This is a genomic window from Caulobacter sp. CCNWLW153, from assembly GCF_036889365.1.
Classification (GTDB): domain Bacteria; phylum Pseudomonadota; class Alphaproteobacteria; order Caulobacterales; family Caulobacteraceae; genus Caulobacter; species Caulobacter radicis.
Genome location: NZ_JBAKFV010000005.1, coordinates 13,825 through 33,660, shown reverse-complemented (window position 1 = coordinate 33,660; position 19,836 = coordinate 13,825). Strand labels below are relative to the sequence as shown.

The 19,836-nt window shown below is 69.1% G+C and carries 17 protein-coding genes and 1 pseudogene; 7 read left to right on the top strand and 11 right to left on the bottom strand.

Annotated features, from left to right (window positions below; genetic code table 11):
* Positions 1 to 14: 14 nt before the first annotated feature.
* A pseudogene (locus V6S85_RS26560) lies at positions 15 to 101 on the bottom strand (hypothetical protein); the annotation flags it as partial.
* 148 nt (positions 102 to 249) lie between these two features.
* On the opposite strand from V6S85_RS26560, the gene aspS reads away from it, so the two are divergent.
* The gene (gene aspS / locus V6S85_RS09425) at positions 250 to 2,088 is read left to right on the top strand and encodes an aspartate--tRNA ligase (RefSeq protein WP_334348794.1); all 1,839 of its coding nucleotides are present in this window, start codon (positions 250 to 252) and stop codon (positions 2,086 to 2,088) included.
* A 121-nt stretch (positions 2,089 to 2,209) separates the two neighbouring features.
* On the top strand, positions 2,210 to 2,758 hold the full coding sequence (locus V6S85_RS09420) for a hypothetical protein (protein WP_334348793.1): 549 nt from the start codon (positions 2,210 to 2,212) through the stop codon (positions 2,756 to 2,758).
* A gap of 9 nt (positions 2,759 to 2,767) precedes the next feature.
* Here V6S85_RS09420 and V6S85_RS09415 read toward each other — a convergent pair whose 3' ends face one another.
* Together V6S85_RS09415 and V6S85_RS09410 are read right to left on the bottom strand one after the other, a co-directional pair.
* Entirely contained in the window at positions 2,768 to 3,265 is a 498-nt protein-coding gene (locus tag V6S85_RS09415; protein ID WP_334348792.1) for a pentapeptide repeat-containing protein, read from the bottom strand.
* Between the two features lie 77 nt (positions 3,266 to 3,342).
* Entirely contained in the window at positions 3,343 to 6,063 is a 2,721-nt protein-coding gene (locus V6S85_RS09410) for a TSCPD domain-containing protein (RefSeq protein WP_334348791.1), read from the bottom strand.
* A 223-nt stretch (positions 6,064 to 6,286) separates the two neighbouring features.
* Here V6S85_RS09410 and V6S85_RS09405 point away from each other — a divergent pair, with 223 nt between their 5' ends.
* Positions 6,287 to 6,682, top strand: a complete 396-nt coding sequence (locus V6S85_RS09405; RefSeq protein ID WP_101715887.1) for an NADH:ubiquinone oxidoreductase subunit NDUFA12 — start codon at positions 6,287 to 6,289, stop codon at positions 6,680 to 6,682.
* Position 6,683: 1 nt separating this feature from the next.
* On the top strand, positions 6,684 to 7,343 hold the full coding sequence (locus V6S85_RS09400) for a DUF2155 domain-containing protein (RefSeq protein ID WP_334348790.1): 660 nt from the start codon (positions 6,684 to 6,686) through the stop codon (positions 7,341 to 7,343).
* Here the strand turns inward: V6S85_RS09400 and aat are convergent.
* From aat to V6S85_RS09380, 4 genes are all read right to left on the bottom strand, one after another.
* Entirely contained in the window at positions 7,280 to 7,933 is a 654-nt protein-coding gene (gene aat, locus V6S85_RS09395; protein ID WP_334348789.1) for a leucyl/phenylalanyl-tRNA--protein transferase, read from the bottom strand. The genes V6S85_RS09400 and aat overlap by 64 nt on opposite strands.
* Positions 7,934 to 8,000: 67 nt before the next feature.
* Positions 8,001 to 9,344: an acetyl-CoA carboxylase biotin carboxylase subunit gene (accC, locus tag V6S85_RS09390; protein WP_058346513.1), complete on the bottom strand. Its 1,344-nt coding sequence runs from the start codon at positions 9,342 to 9,344 to the stop codon at positions 8,001 to 8,003.
* Positions 9,345 to 9,349: 5 nt separating this feature from the next.
* A complete protein-coding gene (gene accB, locus V6S85_RS09385) occupies positions 9,350 to 9,856 on the bottom strand; it encodes an acetyl-CoA carboxylase biotin carboxyl carrier protein (RefSeq protein WP_116564470.1) in 507 nt (168 codons plus the stop codon).
* A 38-nt stretch (positions 9,857 to 9,894) separates the two neighbouring features.
* Positions 9,895 to 10,338 carry a type II 3-dehydroquinate dehydratase gene (locus V6S85_RS09380; protein ID WP_058346515.1) on the bottom strand — a complete coding sequence of 148 codons (444 nt, stop codon included), beginning with the start codon at positions 10,336 to 10,338 and terminating at the stop codon, positions 9,895 to 9,897.
* A 78-nt stretch (positions 10,339 to 10,416) separates the two neighbouring features.
* Between V6S85_RS09380 and thiS the strand changes: the two genes are divergently transcribed.
* Both thiS and V6S85_RS09370 read left to right on the top strand, forming a co-directional pair.
* Entirely contained in the window at positions 10,417 to 10,617 is a 201-nt protein-coding gene (thiS, locus tag V6S85_RS09375) for a sulfur carrier protein ThiS (protein ID WP_058346516.1), read from the top strand.
* A gap of 736 nt (positions 10,618 to 11,353) precedes the next feature.
* On the top strand, positions 11,354 to 12,169 hold the full coding sequence (locus V6S85_RS09370) for a thiazole synthase (RefSeq protein WP_109099798.1): 816 nt from the start codon (positions 11,354 to 11,356) through the stop codon (positions 12,167 to 12,169).
* Between the two features lie 261 nt (positions 12,170 to 12,430).
* On the opposite strand, the gene V6S85_RS09365 is transcribed toward V6S85_RS09370, so the two are convergent.
* The 4 genes from V6S85_RS09365 to V6S85_RS09350 form a co-directional block, all read right to left on the bottom strand.
* Positions 12,431 to 12,760, bottom strand: a complete 330-nt coding sequence (locus tag V6S85_RS09365) for a hypothetical protein (protein WP_243410458.1) — start codon at positions 12,758 to 12,760, stop codon at positions 12,431 to 12,433.
* A gap of 186 nt (positions 12,761 to 12,946) precedes the next feature.
* Positions 12,947 to 13,684, bottom strand: a complete 738-nt coding sequence (locus V6S85_RS09360; RefSeq protein ID WP_116564468.1) for a DsbA family protein — start codon at positions 13,682 to 13,684, stop codon at positions 12,947 to 12,949.
* Between the two features lie 42 nt (positions 13,685 to 13,726).
* Positions 13,727 to 15,133 carry a M48 family metalloprotease gene (locus tag V6S85_RS09355; protein ID WP_116564465.1) on the bottom strand — a complete coding sequence of 469 codons (1,407 nt, stop codon included), beginning with the start codon at positions 15,131 to 15,133 and terminating at the stop codon, positions 13,727 to 13,729.
* Between the two features lie 150 nt (positions 15,134 to 15,283).
* On the bottom strand, positions 15,284 to 18,019 hold the full coding sequence (locus tag V6S85_RS09350) for an Rne/Rng family ribonuclease (RefSeq protein WP_334348788.1): 2,736 nt from the start codon (positions 18,017 to 18,019) through the stop codon (positions 15,284 to 15,286).
* A 539-nt stretch (positions 18,020 to 18,558) separates the two neighbouring features.
* Between V6S85_RS09350 and V6S85_RS09345 the strand changes: the two genes are divergently transcribed.
* Positions 18,559 to 19,755, top strand: coding sequence for an N-acetylmuramoyl-L-alanine amidase family protein (locus tag V6S85_RS09345; RefSeq protein WP_116564461.1), 1,197 nt, complete (start codon positions 18,559 to 18,561; stop codon positions 19,753 to 19,755).
* Positions 19,756 to 19,836 lie beyond the last annotated feature (81 nt).

Here is a 19,836-nt window from a genome sequence, read left to right as displayed (position 1 = left end):
GTCACCCACCAGCTCCCTCTCCCGTGGGGAGAGGGAGGGGCCCGCCGCGAAGCGGTGGGAGGGTGAGGGCGTACGCCGCTAAACGGAGTGCCGGCACGCCGTCAACGGTCCCTAGCCCCTCATCCGACGGTCTTCGACCGCCACCTTCTCCCTCCAGGGAGAAGGAACAAGCTTGCCAGAATCCTTGACATAAACGCCCCCGCATGCGCCTTTCCGCGCCTTGCAAATCAACGCGTTTCGAAGCCTTTCATGACCACGATGCACGCCTATCGCACCCATAACTGCGGCGCTCTTCGGGCCAGCGACACCAACGCCAATGTGCGTCTGTCGGGCTGGATCCACCGCAAGCGCGACCACGGCGGCCTGGTCTTCATCGACCTGCGCGACCACTACGGCCTGACCCAGCTGGTCCTGCACCCCGAAACCCCCGGCTTCGCCATCGTCGAGCGCCTGCGCGCCGAGAGCGTGATCCGCGTCGACGGCGTGGTCATCGCCCGTGACGCCGCCGTGGTGAACCCCAACCTGCCGACCGGCGAGATCGAGATCCGCGTCACCGACGTGGAAGTGCTGTCGACCGCCGACGAGCTGCCGCTACCGGTCTTCGGCGAGCCCGACTATCCCGAGGAAATCCGCCTCAAGCACCGCTATCTCGACCTGCGCCGCGAGACCCTGCACAAGAACATCGTGCTGCGCTCGCGCGTGATCCAGTCGATCCGCAACCGCATGTTCGCGCAGGGCTTCAACGAGTTCCAGACGCCGATCCTGACGGCGTCGTCGCCGGAAGGCGCGCGCGACTTCCTGGTGCCCTCGCGCCTGCATCCCGAGAAGTTCTACGCGCTGCCCCAGGCGCCCCAGCAGTTCAAGCAGCTGCTGATGGTCTCGGGCTTCGACCGCTACTTCCAGATCGCCCCGTGCTTCCGCGACGAAGACCTGCGCGCCGACCGCTCGCTCGAGTTCTACCAGCTCGACGTCGAGATGAGCTTCGTCACCCAGGAAGACGTGTTCGCGGCCATCGAGCCGGTCATGCACGGCGTCTTCGAGGAGTTCTCGAACGGCAAGCCGGTCTCGCCGATCAGCGAAACCCACACCTTCACCAACGACTTCGGCGCGACGCTCGAGCACAAGGGCTTCGAGCGCCTGACCTACGCCCAGTCGATGGCCTGGTACGGCAGCGACAAGCCCGACCTGCGCAACCCGATCAAGATGGCCGACGTCTCCGAGCACTTCCGTGACGGCGGCTTTGGCCTGTTCGCCAAGATCCTCGGCGCCGACGCTAAGAACGCCATCTGGGCCATTCCGGCCCCGACCGGCGGTTCGCGGGCGTTCTGCGACCGCATGAACAGCTGGGCCCAGGGCGAAGGCCAGCCCGGTCTCGGCTATGTGTTCTGGTCGGAAGACCAGGGCGGCTGGGGCGGCCCGATCGCCAAGAACCTGGGTGAGCCCACGCAAGGCCTGATGGAAAGCCTGGGCCTGGGCGCTGGCGACGCCGCCTTCTTCGTGGCCGGCGATCCGGCCGTGTTCGCCAAGTTCGCGGGCCTGGCCCGCACCCGCGTCGGCACGGAGCTGAAGCTGGTCGCCGAAGAGCAGTTCAAGTTCTGCTGGATCGTCGACTTCCCGATGTTCGAGTGGAACGAGGACGAGAAGCGCGTCGACTTCTCGCACAACCCGTTCTCGATGCCGCAGGGCGGCCTGGAAGCCCTGGAAGGCCAGGATCCCCTGACCATCCGCGCCTACCAGTACGACATCGTCTGCAACGGCTACGAGCTGTGCTCGGGCGCGATCCGGAACCACAAGCCCGAGATCATGCTGAAAGCCTTCGAGATCGCCGGCTACGGTCCGGAAGTCGTCGAGGAGCAGTTCGGCGGCATGCTGAACGCCTTCCGCTTCGGCGCCCCGCCGCACGGCGGTCTGGCGCCCGGCATCGACCGCATCGTCATGCTGCTGGCCGAGCAGGTCGCCATCCGTGAGGTCATCGCCTTCCCGCTGAACCAGCAGGGCCAGGACCTGCTGATGAACGCGCCGGCCAACGTGCTCGACAAGCAGCTCAAGGAGCTGCACATCCGCACCGCTCCTCCGATCAAGGTGTAAGCCACCAAGGTCTATGACCTGGCGGCAAGCGCCTGAAGACAAAGCCCTCCGGCCGCTCGGCTCGGAGGGCTTTTTCGTGCTATGGTGACGCTGTCGGGGGTGCGCCCTGGGAGGGTTCCCGATGTTCAGGACCACGCTTGCCCTATGCCTCTGCCTGTCGGCCGCGACGGGCGCCTACGCCGCTTCCCCGCCGATCATGGCGGACCAGAAGGCCATCGACAGCGCCATGTCGGCCGCGCCGCCGGCGCTGGCCAAGGACGCGGCGATCATGACCTTCGCCGCCGACGGCTCGATGCGCCACCTGCGCGACGGGACCAACGGCTACACCTGCATGCCCGACATCCCGACCACGCCGGGCGTCGACCCGATGTGCGCCGACGCCAACGCGATGGAATGGGCCATGGCCATGTTCGGCCGCAAGCCGCCGCCGGAAGGCAAGCCAGGCTTCATCTACATGCTGATGGGCGGCTCGGACCCCAGCAACCTGGATCCGTACGCCACCAAGCCGATGGACGGCCACGACTGGGTCAAGACGGGTCCGCACGTCATGGTCGTGGGGGCGCCGGGCATGCTGGTCGGCTATCCCGGCGGCGCGCGTCCGGACACCTCAAAGCCCTACGTCATGTTCCCGGACACGCCCTACGCGCACCTGATGCTGCCGGTGCACTGAGGCTTCGGCTCAGCGGCAGCGGGGGATCGACAGGCCGCGCGGCAGGGTCGTCGACGGATCGCCGCAGGCCCGGTTCAGCTGGGCCTGGGTGAGGCCGCTCGCGCGGTCCAGTTCGGCCCCCGAGAAGTTGACGCCCGACAGGTTGGCGCCGGCGAAGCTCGCGCCCTCCAGATAGGCGCCGACGAAGGTGGCGTTGGTCAGGTCCGCCTTGGCGAAGCTGGCCCCGCCGAAGACGCCGCCATAGGCGTTGACGTCGCGCAGGTCGCCGCCGGTGAACCGCGTGCGGCCCATCACCGCCAGAGACAGGTCGGCCTGGCGCAGGCGGGCACCGGACAGGTTCTTGGCCCGCAGCGTCAGGCCCGAAAGGTCGGCCTGGAACAGGTTGCAGCGCGGGCAGTCGGCGCCGCGACGCACGCTGGCGATCTGGCCGGCGTTCTGCGCCAGGGCGGGACCGGCCAAGGCCAGGGTCGACAGCGCGGCGGCGGCGAGGAGGGCCAGAGGTTTCATTTCGGCACGCGTCCTTGGCGATGGAAAGGGCGGGATAGGGGACTTGCCGCCAACGCAGCAAGTCCCGCGCCGGAAACTCAGCCGCGCGGTGAGGGCCGTTCGGCCTGGCCGTTGCAGCTTTCACAGACCACCAGGCCGCCCTTGCGGCTCAGGGCCACGTCGCCGCAGGCCGGGCAGATGTCGGCCTGGTCGGCGGGCGCGCCGGTCTTGGCCGCGTCGTCCTTGCAGCGCCCGAAGGCGGCGAACACCAGGTTGTCGGGCGTCGCGCCGCGCGAGAAACCCTTGGAGATGAACTTCGACGCCGGCAGCGGCGCGGGCTCCTCGGCCTCGTCCTCGACGTCGGCGTTCTTGCCGCGCCCCAGGCCGTCGGCGTTGAACTCCTGCGGGTCGCCGTTGGCCAGGTCGTCTCGGCCCAGGTACGAGACCCCCAGTTCGCGGAAGATGTAGTCGAGGATCGAGGTCGCCGACTTGATCGAGTCGTTGCCCGTCACCGGCCCGGCGGGCTCGAACTTGGTGAAGACGTAGGCGTCGACGAACTCGTCCAGCGGCACGCCGTATTGCAGGCCGATGGAGATCGCGATGGCGAAGTTGTTCATCAGGCTGCGGAAGGCGGCGCCTTCCTTGTGCATGTCGATGAAGATCTCGCCGACCTCGCCGTCCTCGTACTCGCCGGTGTGCAGATAGACCTTGTGGCCGCCGACGGCCGCCTTCTGGATGTAGCCCTTGCGGCGGTCGGGCAGCTTGCGGCGCTCGCGCTGGCGCTCGACCACCTTCTCGACCACGCGCTCGGTGACGATCGGCTCGGGCGGCCTGGCGCGCGGCGTCTCGGCCGGGGCTTCGGGCAGGTCGAGGGCGAAGTCGGCCGGCGCCGGAGCGCGCGACAGCTTCAGGGCGCGGACGCCGGCGCGGGCGGCCGAGGCCTGAAGTCGCAGCAGATCGGCCGGCCGGGCGTCGAACGGCGCGACCAGGGCCAGCGGCCAGGGCCCGCAGGCGAAGATCTCGACGGCGGCGGTGATGGCGATGCGATCGGCTTGCGCCGGCGCCTCGAAGGCGCGCAGCAGGTCCTGAGTTTGGCTCGCGAGGGCGGGGCTGTCGAACAGGCGGCCGGTTCCGACGGCGTGGCGCTGGGCCTCGAGGACGGCGTCCGCCGCGAAGCCTGCGAAGGCCAGGGTGTCGAACGCCGGATCGGCGAGGGCTTCGCGGGAAGCGCCCAGCACGTCGCCGATGAAGTCGGCGCCGACGATGGCGGGGGCGAAGGCCGCTCGCAGGTCGCCGCGGGCGCGCAGTGCGGCCTCGGCCAGGCCGATCTCGTGGCTGGTGAAGCCGACGGCGGTCAGCGCGCGATGGTCGACGCCGGGGGCGTCTTCGAGCGATCCGGCGCCCAGGGCGTGCACCCGCACCGCGTCGAGGTCGGCCCCCGCGGCGCGCAGGGCGGCCTGGGCGCTGGCGGAAAGCTGGGGCACGGCGACGCCGTCGCTGGTCTCCGAGGGCAGGACCAGGCTCCAGCCGCTATCGAGGCCGGGAGCCGCGCCCAGGCGCAGGGCGGTCTCGGAGTCCTCGAAGGCCGCGACGAGGCCGACGCCGCGCAGACCGTGGGCCTTGGCCGCGGCCAGGGCGGCTTGCAGCCCCGCGGTCGCCTCCGCGGCGAGCGGCGCGGTCAATGCGGCGGCGGCTTCGACGCGTCGGGCGAGGCCGGCCAGGATGCGTTCGGATTCGACGGTGAAGGCCTCGGCGGCCCCGAGGGCCTCCGCTACGGAGGCCGAGGCCGTCAGCGCCTCGCCGGCGGTCATGGCCCAGAGGGCTGCGGCCGCGTCGCGACCAGCCTCGGTCGCGGGCGAAAGGTTCTGGGCCAGCAGCCAGTCGCCGACGCCGGCCAGGGTCAACGCCACGGCGCCGTCCTGCGGGCGGTCGAGCTCGAGGGCCACGGCCCAGAGCCGAACGGCGTGACGGAAGCCGGCGAGGTCGAAGCCGTCATCGCCGAGGAAAGCCGCGGCGTTGACGGCCGCTCGGGCCGCGGCGCCGGCCGCCAGTTGGTCGGCGTCGGCGGGCGACAGGGCCAGGGTGACGCCGCCGGTTTCCCAGCTGGCCCGGGCGGCCAGGGCGGCGAACTCGTCGCCCGCGGCCACGTCGGTCGGTTCGGCCAGGGCGAGCAGGGGCGGGATCGTGGCGGGCCGTGCGGCGGAGGTGGAGAAGCCTGGCGCGCCGGCGCGGGCCACGGCGTCGGCGATGCTCGCGTCGCTGGCGCCGGCCGCGCGCGCCTTCTGGGCGGCGCGAGCCAGGGCGACATTGCGAGCGGGGTCGGCGCAGGCTCGCGCGTCGCCCTCGCAGCGCAAGACCGAGTCGGCGACGGCGGTCAGGGCGGCGTCCAGCCGGGAGGCGGCCTCGCGAGCCAGGCGATCGGCGCGGGCGAGACCCACGTGCTCGGCGGCGGCGGCGCGGAACTCGATGGCGGAAACGTGCAGCGGCGCGGGCAGGGCGGCCGCCGGGCCGGCGGGCGCTGCATAGCCAGCGAGCATGCTGTCGACGAGGTCGGCGGCGAAGGCGCGAGCGTCGGCTTCCGAGGCGAAGAGCCCCGCCTCGCGACCGTTCTTGGTCAGGCGGGCGGCGTGGCGCTCCAGCGCGCCGTCGAGGGGGCTCTCAGGATCGGATGCGCCCGGCGGCGCCCGGTCCAGCCAGGCTTCGACGCGGGCGTCGGGCCAGCCCAGGGGCGCAAGGGTTTCGATGAAGCGGTCGGGCCGTTCGACCTCGCGCAGGTCGGATTCCGGCGCTCGTCCGGCGAAGAGTCGTTCAAAGCGCATGGGCCGATTCCGCGGCGGGTGCTTCGTCATGGTGTCAACCCTAAACCGGAGGTCGGTAACCATCAATAGATGTTGGGTCTGTAGCTGATGCTGTCCACAACATCTTGAAGCGCGCTTCCGTGACGGCTCGGCTGGACGCTGAGGGCTCGGCGACCTATAGTCCGCCCGCTTCGCGCCGCGCTTTTTCGGTCGCGAAGGCCTTTGCTAGATTGGGTGCCGCGCAGTGCTGAAAGCGATCTTCACGTGGTGGAACGGAGCGACCCTGGGTCAGCGCTTCCACATTTCCCGCCGGGGCGTGTTCGTGGGTAAGGACGAGTACGGCAACCGCTACTTCGAAGCCCGCGACAACAAGGACAGCTACGACGACCGCAAGCGTCGCTGGGTGATCTATGACGGCTACGCCGAGGCCTCCAAGGTTCCGCCGGACTGGAGCGGCTGGCTGCACTACACCTTCGACGAGCCGCCGACCCAGGCGCCGCTGCCGCGTCGCGCGTGGGAAAAGGACCACCTGCCGAACCTGACGGGCACCGTTCATGCCTGGCGTCCGAAAGGCGCCATCGGTCGTGGCGGCGAGCGCGCCGTCGCCACCAGCGACTATCAGTCCTGGTCGCCGGAATAAGATGAGCCTCAAGCGGCGCAGCCTGCAGGGCGCGGCGATCCTGGTCGCCGCGGTTCCGTTCGCCGTCGGCGCCGCCTGGGCGCTGCAGGCCGCTCCGCAACAGGCGCGGCCCGTGCAGCAGCCGCCAGCGGCCGCGACGCCGCCTACGGCCCAGCCCGCGCCGGTAGCCCCGGCGCCCAAGCCCGTGCAGCAGCCGGCGCCGTCCAACGGCGCGCCGCCGCCCGAGCCGGCCCCGCCGCCCGCGGCCGACCCCGTTCCCGCCAAGCCGGTCGCCACCGCTCCGGCCAAGCCCGCCGAACCCGCCAAGCGCGGCCGCTACGGCGTGGCCATCATCCAGGCGCTGGACAAGGTCACGACCGAGACCATGCGCTTCGAGGTCCCGGTGGGGCAGCCGATCCGCTACAAGACCCTGGTCTTCACGGCGCGCGCCTGCGAGGTCACGGCCGCCGACGAGCTGGCGCCCGACCAGATCGCCTACCTGACCATCGACACCCAGCCCAAGGCCTTGCCGGGCCGCGCCGCTCCGGCCGGTCGGCAGGTGTTCAAGGGGTGGATGTACGCCAGCTCGCCGGGCCTGAACCCGCTGGAGCACCCGGTCTATGACGCTTGGCTGATCGCCTGCAAGACGTCGGCCCCGGTCGCGGCCGGCCCCAGCAAGTAGAAATCGGATTCGGCCGTCAGGGCCTTGGCGAGTCGGCGCTTGTAGTCGGCGCGCGAAATCTCGACCGTGCCGAACTGCGCCAGGTGATCGGTGATGAACTGGGTGTCGAGCAGCTTGTAGCCGCCGACGTTCAGGCGGCCGACCAGATGCACCAGCGCCACCTTGCTGGCGTCGCGGGCAGTCGAGAACATGCTTTCGCCGAAGAAGGCCGCGCCCAGCGAGACGCCGTAGAGCCCGCCGACCAGCTCGCCACCTTGCCAGCACTCGACGCTGTGGGCGCGGCCGGCGGCGTAGAGCATGCCGTACATCTTCTGGATCGGGGCGTTGATCCAGGTCTCCAAGCGTCCCGGACGGGACGAGGCGCAGGCCTCGACCACGGTGTCGAAGGCGGTGTCGACGCGCACCTCGAAGGGCTCGGACCGCACGGTGCGCGCCAGGCGACGGGGAATGTGCATGGCGTCGAGCGGCAGCACGCCGCGCCATTGCGGATCGATGAGGAAGAGGCGTTCGTCATGGCGCGCGTCGGCCATGGGGAAGACGCCGCGTTCGTAGCAGGCGACGAGATCGTCGAGGCCGAAGGCGTCGTCCATGCGCGTCAGTGGGTTCCGATCGTCCCGATCGGCCCCGGATCGCTCCGGGGCCGACCAAGATAAGGCCTTAGCCCTGCGACTTGATCCAGCGTTCCAGCCAGTGGATGTCGTAGTCGCCGGCCAGGATGTCGGGCTGAACCAGCAGGTCCTGGAACAGCGGGATCGTGGTCTCGACGCCGCCGACGACCATTTCGCCCAGGCAGCGCTTGAGGCGCGCGATGCACTCGGCGCGGTCGCGGCCGTGGACGATCAGCTTGCCGATCAGGCTGTCGTAGTACGGCGGGATCGCGTAGCCGGTGTAGATCGCCGAATCCAGGCGCACGCCCAGGCCGCCCGGCGCGTGGAAGTCCGTCACCGTGCCCGGCGAGGGCGTGAAGGTGCGGGCGTTCTCGGCGTTGATGCGGCATTCGATGGCGTGGCCCTCGAACACGACGTCTTCCTGGGTGAACGACAGCGGCAGGCCCGCGGCGATGCGGATCTGCTCGCGCACCAGGTCGATGCCGGTGATGGCTTCGGTGACCGGGTGCTCCACCTGCAGGCGGGTGTTCATCTCGATGAAGAAGAACTCGTCGTTCTCCCAAAGGAACTCGATGGTGCCGACGCCGAGATAGCCGATGGCCTTGACCGCATCGACCACGACCTTGCCGATCTTGGCGCGACCCTCGGCCGACAGGGCGGGCGAGGGGGCTTCTTCCAGCACCTTCTGGTGGCGGCGTTGCAGCGAGCAGTCGCGTTCGCCCAGGTGCACCACGTTGCCGTGGCTGTCGGCGATGACCTGCAGCTCGATGTGGCGCGGCTTCTGGAGGTAGCGCTCCATGTAGACCGTGTCGTCGCCGAAGGCGGCGCGGGCCTCGGCGCGCGCGGTCGCGACCGCCTCGGCGAGGTCTTCACGGGTCTGGGCGACCTTCATGCCGCGACCACCGCCGCCGGCGGCGGCCTTGATCAGCACCGGGAAGCCGATCTTGTCGGCGGCCGCGAAGGCCTCTTCCTCGGTCGAGACGCCGCCGTCAGAGCCGGGAACGACCGGGATGCCGGCGTCCTTCACGGCCTGCTTGGCGGTGATCTTGTCGCCCATCATCCGGATGTGCTCGGGCTTCGGACCGATGAAGGTGAAGCCGTGCGCGCCGACGATCTCGGCGAAGCGGGCGTTCTCCGACAGGAAGCCGTAGCCCGGGTGGATGCCCTGGGCGCCAGTGATCTCGGCGGCGGCGATGATCGACGGGATGTTGAGGTAGCTCTTGGCCGCCGGGGCGGGGCCGATGCACACGCTCTCGTCGGCCAGGCGCACCCACATCGAGTTGCGGTCGGCCTCGGAATGGACCGCCACGGTGGCGATGCCCATTTCCTTGCAGGCGCGGTGAACCCGGAGCGCGATCTCGCCCCGGTTCGCGATGAGGATCTTGTCGAACATGGCGATTACTCGATGACGACGAGCGGCTCGCCGAACTCGACGGGCTGGGCGTCGGCGACCAGGATCTCGACGATCTTGCCGGCCTTCGGGGCGGAGATCGGGTTCATGGTCTTCATGGCTTCGACGATCAGCAGGGTCTGGCCGGCCGAGACGGTGTCGCCCACCTTGATGAAGGCGTCGGCGCCGGGCTGCGGCGAGAGATAGGCGGTGCCGACCATCGGCGACTTCACGGCGTCGCCACGAACGGCGGCGGGGGCCGGAGCGGCGGCGGCTTCGGCGGCGGGCGCGGCCGGAGCCGGGGCGGCGACCGGCGCGGCGACCGGGGCCGGAGCGGCGACGTAGGTGGTCGGGGCGACGGTCAGTTCACGGGCGACGCGGATCTTCAGGCCGCCGTGCTCGACCTCGATCTCGGTCAGGCCGGTGTCCTTGAGGATATCGGCCAGCTTGCGGACCAGGCGGGCGTCGATCGACGGGGTTTCGGCCGTCTCGGCGGGGGCCTTCGGATTAGACATTGAAGCTTACCTTATCAGTTGGGGCCGGGGCGCGGACGTCAGTCGACGCTGATCAGTCCGGCGGCGGCCTCGATGGCCAGTTCATAACTCGCAGCGCCGAAGCCGGAGACCAGGCCGGTCGCCGCGAGCGAAACGAAGGTGTGGCGGCGGAACTCCTCCCGCGCCGCAGGGTTCGACAGGTGACACTCGATGACCGGGATATTCAAGGTCTTCAGGGCGTCGAGGAGGGCGATGGAGGTATGTCCATAACCCGCCGGATTGATCACGAGCGCGCTGGCCTCGGTGCGGGCTTCCTGCACCCAGTCGATCAGCACGCCTTCGTGATTGCTCTGCCGGAACACGACGGAAAGCCCCCTGGCCGCGGCCCGCGCCTCGCAGCGCACGCGCACGTCATCCAGGGTGTCCTTGCCGTAGATCTCGGGCTCCCGCGTTCCCAACAGGTTGAGATTGGGCCCGCTCAGCACATGGATCGGTTTGACCATTCGGCTCCGCCGTCGATTCCGGAGGTCTTGTATAGCCGGTTCCGCCGCGTCACAAGCAGGGCTCGCTTCGGAGGTGAGATGAGACTTCTACTGAACGGCGAAGACCGCCAATTCGACGGCGTCGCCAGCATCGCGGACCTGGTGGCCGCCCTGGGCCTGGACGCCCGCAAGGTGGCGGTCGAGCGCAACCTCGAGATCGCCCCGCGCTCGCTGTACGCGGACACGGCGCTGGCGGACGGCGACCGCATCGAGATCGTGACATTCATCGGCGGCGGGTGACTTCGGAGCCCTTCTCCCCTTGCGGGAGAGGGAACGGGGTTGCGCTCTCACGTGGCTTGCCGCTGAGCTTGTGGAGAGGGCGCGGGGCGTCCGGGCCTCGCCCGGATGTGTGAATTCTAAGTACCGTTTCGACGAAGCAGAACGCCCCGCGCGATTGTTGTTCCTCAGGCCGGGACGCGCGGGCCTCTTCCGCCCTGTGTCCCTTCCCCATGCAATGCGCCCCGTTTCTTGGCGGCCAGGCGTGCATGGCGGCGCGAACCCTTGGGCGGGCGGGAGCCTATTTGGGCAAGCTCACGATGGATGGGTTTACGTCCCCCATCCTCATTCAAGCCTGGCCCGGCCCTGCTCACGCAGCTCCGGCGGCCCCGCTCGATCGCATCGCCGTCGCACGCTTCGGGCCGGATCCTTGCGCCCTCTCCCCGCGACGGGACCCAATGATTATGCGTCGGGTTTGAGCGCGTCTGATTGAGGCGCATGAGAAAGTTGCAAGTGATTGGATTGGTTCAGGAGTTTTTGCTGAACGCCGGGGATTTACGCTGCTCTGTCCCCGTCCGACCCACAAATCCGTCCAATCCCCGCGAACGCGGGGACCCAGGCTTTTCTGAAGCCAGCAGCGCTCGACGATAAAACACCTGGGTCCCCGCTTTCGCGGGGATTTTACGGGGAGGGGCGTGAACACCACCTTCCGCGCCTCTACGGATTTGAAACCCAGGCTGCCCAGGCGTAAACCGGCCGCATGAACGCGCACGTTTCCCCCGAATCCGCCGCGCCGGCCGCCCCCGCCGACGAAACCTGGACCGTCGCCGGTCGCACCTTCAGCTCGCGCCTGATCGTGGGCACGGGCAAGTACAAGGACTATGCGACCAACGCCGCCGCCGCCCGCGCGGCCGGGGCCGAGATCGTCACCGTGGCCGTGCGCCGCGTGAACCTGACCGATCCCAGCCAGCCGCTGCTGGTCGACTACATCAAGCCGACCGAGTTCACGTATCTTCCTAATACGGCGGGCTGCTTCACCGGCGAGGACGCCGTGCGGACCCTGCGCCTGGCCCGCGAGGCCGGCGGCTGGGACCTGGTGAAGCTGGAGGTGCTGTCGGACCCCAAGACCCTGTTCCCGGACATGGAAGAGACCCTGCGCTCGCTGAAGCTGCTGGTCGCCGACGGCTTCCAGGTGATGGTCTACTGCTCGGACGACCCGGTCTACGCCAAGAAGCTGGAAGAGGCCGGCGCGGTGGCGATCATGCCGCTGGGCGCGCCGATCGGTTCGGGCCTGGGCATCCAGAACCGCGTCAACCTGCGGATCATCGTCGAGAACGCCAAGGTGCCGGTTCTGGTCGACGCCGGCGTCGGCACGGCCTCGGACGCGGCCATCGGCATGGAACTGGGCTGCGACGCCATCCTGATGAACACCGCCATCGCCGAGGCCAAGGACCCGATCCGCATGGCCAAGGCCATGAAGCACGCGGTCATCGCCGGTCGCGAGGCCTATCTGGCTGGTCGCATGCAGAAGCGCCTGTACGCCGATCCCAGCTCGCCGCTGGCGGGGCTGATCTAGCACCTATACTCGTCATCCCGGGCGAAGGCGCGAAGCGCCGCAGACCCGGGACCCAGGGGACTGGGCTTGGCGGCGAGGTTCTCTTCCGGGCGGCGGCCGGCGCGTTGCGGCCGCCCCCTGGATCCGGGCTCTTCGCTTCGCTGCGGCCGGGATGACGGCTGGTGGGGCGGGCAGGGGTGTAGGCCGTTGTTTCAGCGGAAGCTGAAAACGTCCCCGCTCCGGCGCTTCGCGCCACTCCCCCAGAGGGGGAGGATCTTTGTTCTAGGCCTTGAAGTCGACCAGTACGCCCTTCTTCTCCTCGGCCTGCTGGGTGACCTCGTCCTTGATCATCTGCTTGATCTTGGCTTCGAGCTTTTCGCGTTCCTTGGAATCCATCGCCGCGACGTCTTCCTCGGTGAGCCCCAGCTTGCCGAGGATGGCCGCCCGCATCTTCTCGGCCGGCGACTTGGCGGCGTAGTCGTAGAGTTCCTGGCGGGCCGAGGCGCCGCCGACGCCGGATGAGGCCGGGGCGAAGGTCGAGGCCGCGCCGTTGACGCGATCGATCGCCGAGGTCGACATCGTCGCCCAGGGATTGGAACCGGAGACAAGCATGAGAACTCCCGCCGCTGATCTGGCGGGAGGTGCAAAGCAAACGCCGTGCAAGCTGGGCTCGCACGGCGTTTCCAAAGATTTCAAAAGGTTGCGACAGCGTGTCGCGGAGGGGCTCGGCGTTCCCGGCAAAGCTTGCCGCGCCGTTTCAACCGCCGGGCGATCCTTGCCGCCCGGTCAGCCAAAGCGTCAGCCCTTCTTCTTGGCCGCGATGCGGGCTTCCTCGATGGCCAGGCTGAGAGCCTTCATGTCGGCGCCGGGGATCATCTTGTCGCCGACGATGAAGGCCGGCGTGCCCTCGATGTGCAGCGCCTGGGCTAGGCCCTGGACGTCCTGGAGCTGCTGGGTGACGGCGGCGTTGGCGCCGTCCGCGCGGGCCTTCTCGACGTCGACGCCGGCGGCCTTGGCGATGCGGGCGATGGCGGCTTCGTCGAGGCTCTTCTCGGCCATCATGCCCTTGTAGACGGGCAGGGTCTTGCCCTGGGCCTGGGCGCCGATGGCCATGCGGGCGGCCAGCTCGGATTCGCGGCCGAAGATCACGAACTCCTTGAAGACGAAGCGGACGTCGGGGTTCTTCTCGATGATCTCGACCACCTGCGGGGCGGCGATCTTGCAGTAGCCGCACTTGTAGTCGAAGAACTCGGTGACCGTGATCGCGCCATTGGGATTGGCCACGAAGTCGCGCGGATCACGCTCGATGGCCTGGCGGTGCTTGGCGATCGCCCCCTGCGACTTGGAGGCGGCCTGCGCCATCTGCTTCTCTTGCAGCTTGGCGCTGACCTCCAGCAGGACCTCCGGATTTTCCAGCAGGTAGGCCCGGACCTTCTTGCCGAATTCCTCGTCGCTTTTGGGCTGGCTGCAGGCGGCCATGCCGGTCGTCAGGACGAGGGTGGCGGCGGCCAGGGCGAGGGGACGGCGAAAGGGCATTCGGATCTCGGTCTCAGCTCGGTCTTTGGGGGGAATCGGCGATCAGGGATTGGACGCCGTCAGGCCTTCCTTGGCCAGGGCCTTGAGGTCCTGGTCGCTGGGGCGGGAGGCCAGCACGATGTCGGTGGCGCGCCGCCAGTCGGGCGTGTCCTTCTTGAGGAGCTCGCGGGCGCGCATGGCGAACACCCGGGCTTCCTGGACGGCGCCCAGGTTGAAGTACTGCTCGGCGGTGGCCAGGCGCGCCTCGCCGTCCTTGCCCTGCTTGTCGTAGGCCTGGGCCAGCAGGCGCCAGGCGACGGCGTTGTCGCCCTCGTTGATCAGGGCGCGCTTCAGCTCGCCGACGCCTTCCTCGATCTTCTTGGGGTCGTCGAGGCCGATCAGGGTCTGGCCCAGATTGATGCGCAGCAGGGCCGCGTCGGGCTTGAGCGCCACCGAGCGGCGCTGGGGCTCCTCGGCCAGGGCGACGCGGTTGAACTCGAACAGGATCTGGCCCTTGAGCTCCCAGAGGTAGGGGTTCTTGTCGTTCTCGGCGATCAGGTCGTCGAGGATCTTCAGGGCCCGGTCGGGCTCCTTCATCTGGTAGTAGGCGATCGAGCGGGCGTAGCGGGCCGGGAAGCTGCGGTCGGTCTCGCGGTACTTGATCAGGGCCGTCTGGGGATTGATGAACCCCTCGAGCTTGGCCTTCATGATCTCGTGCTCGGCCAGCTCGTCGGGGGTGTCGACGGCGTCGTAGTGCGGCAGGCGCTCGACCTTGGCCCGAAGGGCCTCGATGCGGTCGGACGACAGCGGGTGGCTGCGGAAGTACGCAAAGCGTCGCGACTGGTCGAAGACCTCCTGGTAGCGGAAGTTGTCGAAGAATTCGACGAGGCCGCGGCCCGACTGGCCGGTGGCTTCCAGGAAGTTGGCCCCGGCCTGGTCGGCGCGGGACTCCTGCTCGCGGCTGTAGCCCAGCGCGCCGAGCGTGCCGAAATAGCTGGCGTTGCCCAGCAGCACCGCGCCGGCGTCGGGCGCGCCGGCGAGAGCCGCCAGGACGCCCAGGCCCATGGTCAGGATCATCGGCCGAAGGCCGGCCTTCATCATCTCGTCCGAGCGCAGCGGGTGGGCGCCGGCGAGGTGGCCGGTTTCGTGGGCGATGACGCCCTTGAGCTGGTTGGGGGTCTCGGTCTGCAGGATCAGGCCGGTGTTGAGGCCCATCATCAGGCCCTGGGTCGCGAAGGCGTTCAGTTCCTTGTCGCCGACCAGCAGGATACGGACCGTCTTGGGATCCAGGCCCGCCGCCGCGTAGATCGGGTCGGAATCGCGGTGCAGGATCTCTTCGATCTCTGTGTCGCGGATCAGCGACAGGCCTTGGGCCTGGGCCGCGATCGGGGCCGCCACGGAGGCCAGCAGGGCGAGGGCGGAAAGGCCGGCGCCGAACGTCTTGCCGACGGTCCTCTTGCGGGACGTCATCGATGGTCTCCTGGTCGCGCCCCCGCGTCGTCCGGCAGTCTAGCGCGCAGCGGGCGCGGCTGGAAATCGCAAGGGCGAGGCTTGTCTAGGAGGGATATAGGCGCGAACCGCGGCGACGCCATGGCGCCGCCGCGGTCCTTTGCTGTCGGATCACCCGCGACGCCACCAGCCGCGCTTGGGCTGGGCGGGAGGGGCGCTGATCTCGTTCGGATCGGGCTCGGCCGCGACAGGCGCGGGCTCGGGCTCGGGCTCGACCGGCGTCTCGACGACCGTTTCGACGGGCGCCTGGGCGGCTTCGACGGCGACTTCGGCGACCGGCTCGGGGGCCGGTTCCGGAGCGATCTCGACGTCGGCGGCGACGATCGGGGTGGCGTCAGCGACGGTCTCGGCGATTGGCTCGGCGACCTGTTCCGCGACAGCTTCGACGGCCTCGGTCGTCTCGACCTCGGTCTCGGCGGCGGCCTTGCGGCCACGGCTGCGCGAGCGGCGCGGCTTCTTGGCCTGGGTGGTTTCTTCCGGCGTCGGCAGCTCGACCCACACGTCGGCGGGCGGGCCTTCGATCACCGGCGGCTCGAGCACCAGCGGCGCGACGTCCTCGACCTCGACCGGAGCGATCGGGGCCTCGGCGGCCGGCTGGCGGTCACGACCGCCGCGACGGCGCTCGCGACGCTCCGAACGCTCGGCGCGTTCGGGACGCTCGGCGGCCTCGGCGCGCTCCTGGCGTTCGGGACGCTCGGCGCGGTCTTGGCGCTCGGCGCGGTCCGGGCGCTCGCCGCGATCGCGACGGCCTTCGCCGCCACGGGCTTCCAGCGCTTCCGGATCGTGCCAGACATAGGGGTTGTCGCCGAACGGAACGCGCGGACGGTTCCAGACATAGACGTCGGCGGCGCGATCGCCGTCCTCGCGACCCCCGCGGCGACCGCCGCGACGGCCACGGCGGCGGCGGCGGCGACGCGAATCCTCGTCGTCGGCGTCGGCGTCGGCCTCGGCGTCGAACTCGGCGCCTTCACCCTCTTCCGAAGCCTCTTCAGAGGGCTCCTCGTCGCGACGGCCGCGACGGCGGCGCTTGTTGCGGCGACCGCCGCGATCCTCGTCCGAGCGGGCCGACTTGCGGGGCGCTTCGTCCTCGTCTTCGTCCTCGTCGCCGTCGTCGGCGACGATTTCTTCTTCCTCGTCTTCGTCCTCGTCGTCGAAGACCTCGTCGAACACCGGATCGGGCTCGTAGGCGATGGCCGGCGGGGCGATGCGGTCGCCCAGCTCGGTGCGCTCGATCTCGTGCTCGGCCTGGCGCAGGCCGTCGTCGACCAGCACGGTGACGAACACGCCGTGGTTCAGTTGCAGGCGCTGCAGGTAGGCGCGCTTTTCGTTGAGGATGTAGATGCCGACGGCGCGGCTGACCTTGAGCGTGACGGCGCCGCTGCCCTTAAGGGCCTCGACCTCGACGCCGCGCAGGGCGGCCAGGGCGCTGGATTCGACCGAGCGGACGCGGCCGGTGCCTTCGCAGTGCTCACAGACGTGGGTGGTGCCTTCCAGCACGCCGGTGCGGCGACGCTGGCGGCTGATCTCCATCAGGCCAAAGCCCGAGATCTTGCCCATCTGGATGCGGGCGCGGTCGTCCTTGAGGGCGTCCTTGAGGACCTTCTCGACCGTGCGATTGTTCTTGGCTTCATCCATGTCGATGAAGTCGATGACGATCAGGCCGGCCAGGTCGCGCAGGCGCAGCTGGCGGGCGGCTTCCTCGGCCGCCTCGATGTTGGTCTTGAGGGCCGTGGCCTCGATGTTGCGCTCGCGCGTGGCCTTGCCCGAGTTGACGTCGATGGCGACGAGGGCCTCGGTCTGGTTGATGACCAGGTAGCCGCCCGAACGCAGCGGCACGACCGGCGAGTAGATCTGCGCCAGGTGGTCCTCGATGCGGTTCTTGACGAACAGCGGCGTGGCCTCGCGGTACGGGAAGACCTTCTTGGCCTGGCTGGGCATCAGCATGCGCATGAAGTCGCGCGCTTCGCGGTAGCCGGCCTCGCCCTCGACCCAGATGCCGTCGAGGTCCTTGTCGTACATGTCGCGGATGGCGCGCTTGACGAGGTCTTCTTCCTCGTAGATCAGCGCCGGCGCCACCGAGTGCAGCGTGTTGTCGCGGATGTTCTCCCACAGGCGCAGCAGGTATTCGTAGTCGCGCTTGACCTCGGCCTTGGTGCGCTTGGCGCCGGCCGTACGGACGATCAGGCCCATGCCCTGCGGCACGTCCAGGCTCTGCACCACGCTCTTGAGGCGCTTGCGGTCGGTCACGGCCGTGATCTTGCGGCTGATGCCGCCGCCGCGGGCGGTGTTGGGCATCAGGACGCCGTAGCGGCCGGCCAGCGACAGGTAGGTGGTCAGGGCCGCGCCCTTGTTGCCGCGCTCTTCCTTGACGACCTGGACCAGCATGATCTGCCGGCGGCGGATCACTTCCTGGATCTTGTACTTGCGCATCAGGCGGCGCTTGCGGCGCGCCAGTTCCTCTTCGACGTCGTCTTCGTCGTCGTCGATGGCGTGATCGTTGGCGTCGTCCTCGTCCTCGCCGCCGGTGGCGCGGCGCGAAACGGGGGTGTCGTCCTCGTCGTCGTGCGAATCATCGCGCATCAGCGCTTCGCGGTCGGCGACCGGGATCTGGTAATAGTCGGGGTGGATCTCGTTGAAGGCGAGGAAACCGTGGCGGTTGCCGCCGTATTCGATGAACGCAGCCTGGAGGCTGGGCTCAACGCGGGTCACCTTGGCGAGATAGATATTTCCACGAAGCTGTTTGCGGGTCTGGCTTTCGAAATCGAATTCTTCAACCCGCGAACCGTCCACCACCACCACACGCGTCTCTTCGGCGTGGGCGGCGTCGATCAACATCTTCTTCGACATACAGGGAATCTCCACGGCGCGCGGCGGGCGCGAGGCCCGGGCGCCGATATGAAAGGAGGGCGCGCGCATCGCAGACCGCGACTTCGCCGAAGCGAAGTTCGAAGGGCGGTTGCCAGAGGCGATCGGGTGCGGCGCAGCCCATGGGGTTTCGTTTGTTTCCTTTGACGCGCCGGGTGGCGCGGATCGGATGACGCGTCGTCGCCGAGAACGGCCAGGGCCCGACGCGGGCCCTTTCGGGCTTTGGCCGTCGAGACATCCGCCCCGCGCCGACCATCGCCCGCAAACTCCAAAGTCCGGCGGTTCCGGCATGAGGGCGCTATGGACGCGTCCGTCATTTGGGAACCACTCACGCAGGGCGCCATGTCTGACGACGTCGCTCCGCGCACGGCGCCACTTTAGCAACATCGGAAGACAAATGAAAAGCGCCGTGGAGCAACCGATGAAATTGATGAAGTCGACGGTTTCCTTAACGGTTTCTCTACCGGCCCCGGGCGATATCCGTCATTGGTTTTTCAGGTAACGCCATTGGCTGGGCGGTAATGCGTAAGGTCGTCATCGGAGCAGCGAGAACGGGTTGGGCGAAGGCGGCCTTGATCGTCGGCGCCCTGGCGCTCGCCGGTGTGGCCGTCGCGACCGTTCAAGGCCCCGCGCCGGCCGCCGGCGTCCAGAAGGTCCGCTTCGGCGGCGACCGCGCCGAGACCCGAGTCGTCATCGACCTGGACCGCGCGGCCGTGGGCAAGCTGATCGGCGACGGCGCCGCGGCCAGCCGGGTCGTGGTGGGCCTGCCCAACGTCACAGTCTCCGGCGACCTGCAGGGCGCGGGCCATGGCCTGGTCGACCGCTGGGTCATCGACGAGGCCGCCGGCGGCGCGCGCCTGTCGCTGGATCTTTCGTCCAAGGCCGTGGTCAAGCGCCGCTTCCTGCTGCCGCCGGCCGACGGCGCGACCGCCTTCCGCTATGTGATCGACCTAGCCGCCGCCGACCCGGCCTCGGCCGGCGCGTCCGTCATGCGCCCGACCACCGTCTCGACCCCGGCCAAGCCCGCGACGCTGAAGCTGAAGAAGACGATCGTCATCGACGCCGGCCATGGCGGCAAGGACCCGGGCTCGGCCGGCGCCAACACCAACGAGAAGGACGTCACCCTGGCCGCGGCCAAGGCGCTGAAGGCCAAGCTGGAGAAGTCCGGCCGCTTCATCGTCGTGCTGACCCGCGACACCGACACCTTCATTCCGCTGGAATCGCGCGTGCAGATCGCCCGTCGCGCCGACGCGGACCTGTTCATCTCGCTGCACGCCGACTCAGGGCCAGACGTCGGCACCCGCGGCGCCAGCGTCTACACCCTGTCGGAAAAGGGCGCCGAGCGCGCCGCACGGGTGCTGGAGAAGGACGACTGGCTGATGAAGGCCAGCCTGCCGGGACGCGACCGCGCCGTCGGCCAGATCCTGCTGGACCTGTCGCAGCGCGCCACCAAGAACCGCTCGGCCGCCTTCGCCGAGACCCTGCTGGAAAAGGTGGGCGACGAGACCGTGCTGCTGCGCCGCAGCCACCGCGACGCCGGCTTCATCGTGCTTCTGGCGCCGGACGTGCCGGCCGTTCTGCTCGAAATGGGCTTCATGACCAATGCCGAGGACGAGAAGCTGCTGAAGAGCTCGCAAGGCCGCGAGCGGCTGATGAACGCCGTGGCCAGCTCCATCGAAACCTACTTCGCGGCCCAGACCCGGATCAGCGCTCGCTGAGGCGACTTCTCGTTGGGACGCCATTGGGCTTCTGTGGAAGTCAAACCTTATCAATGCCATAACGTCTTTCGTCACCCGGAA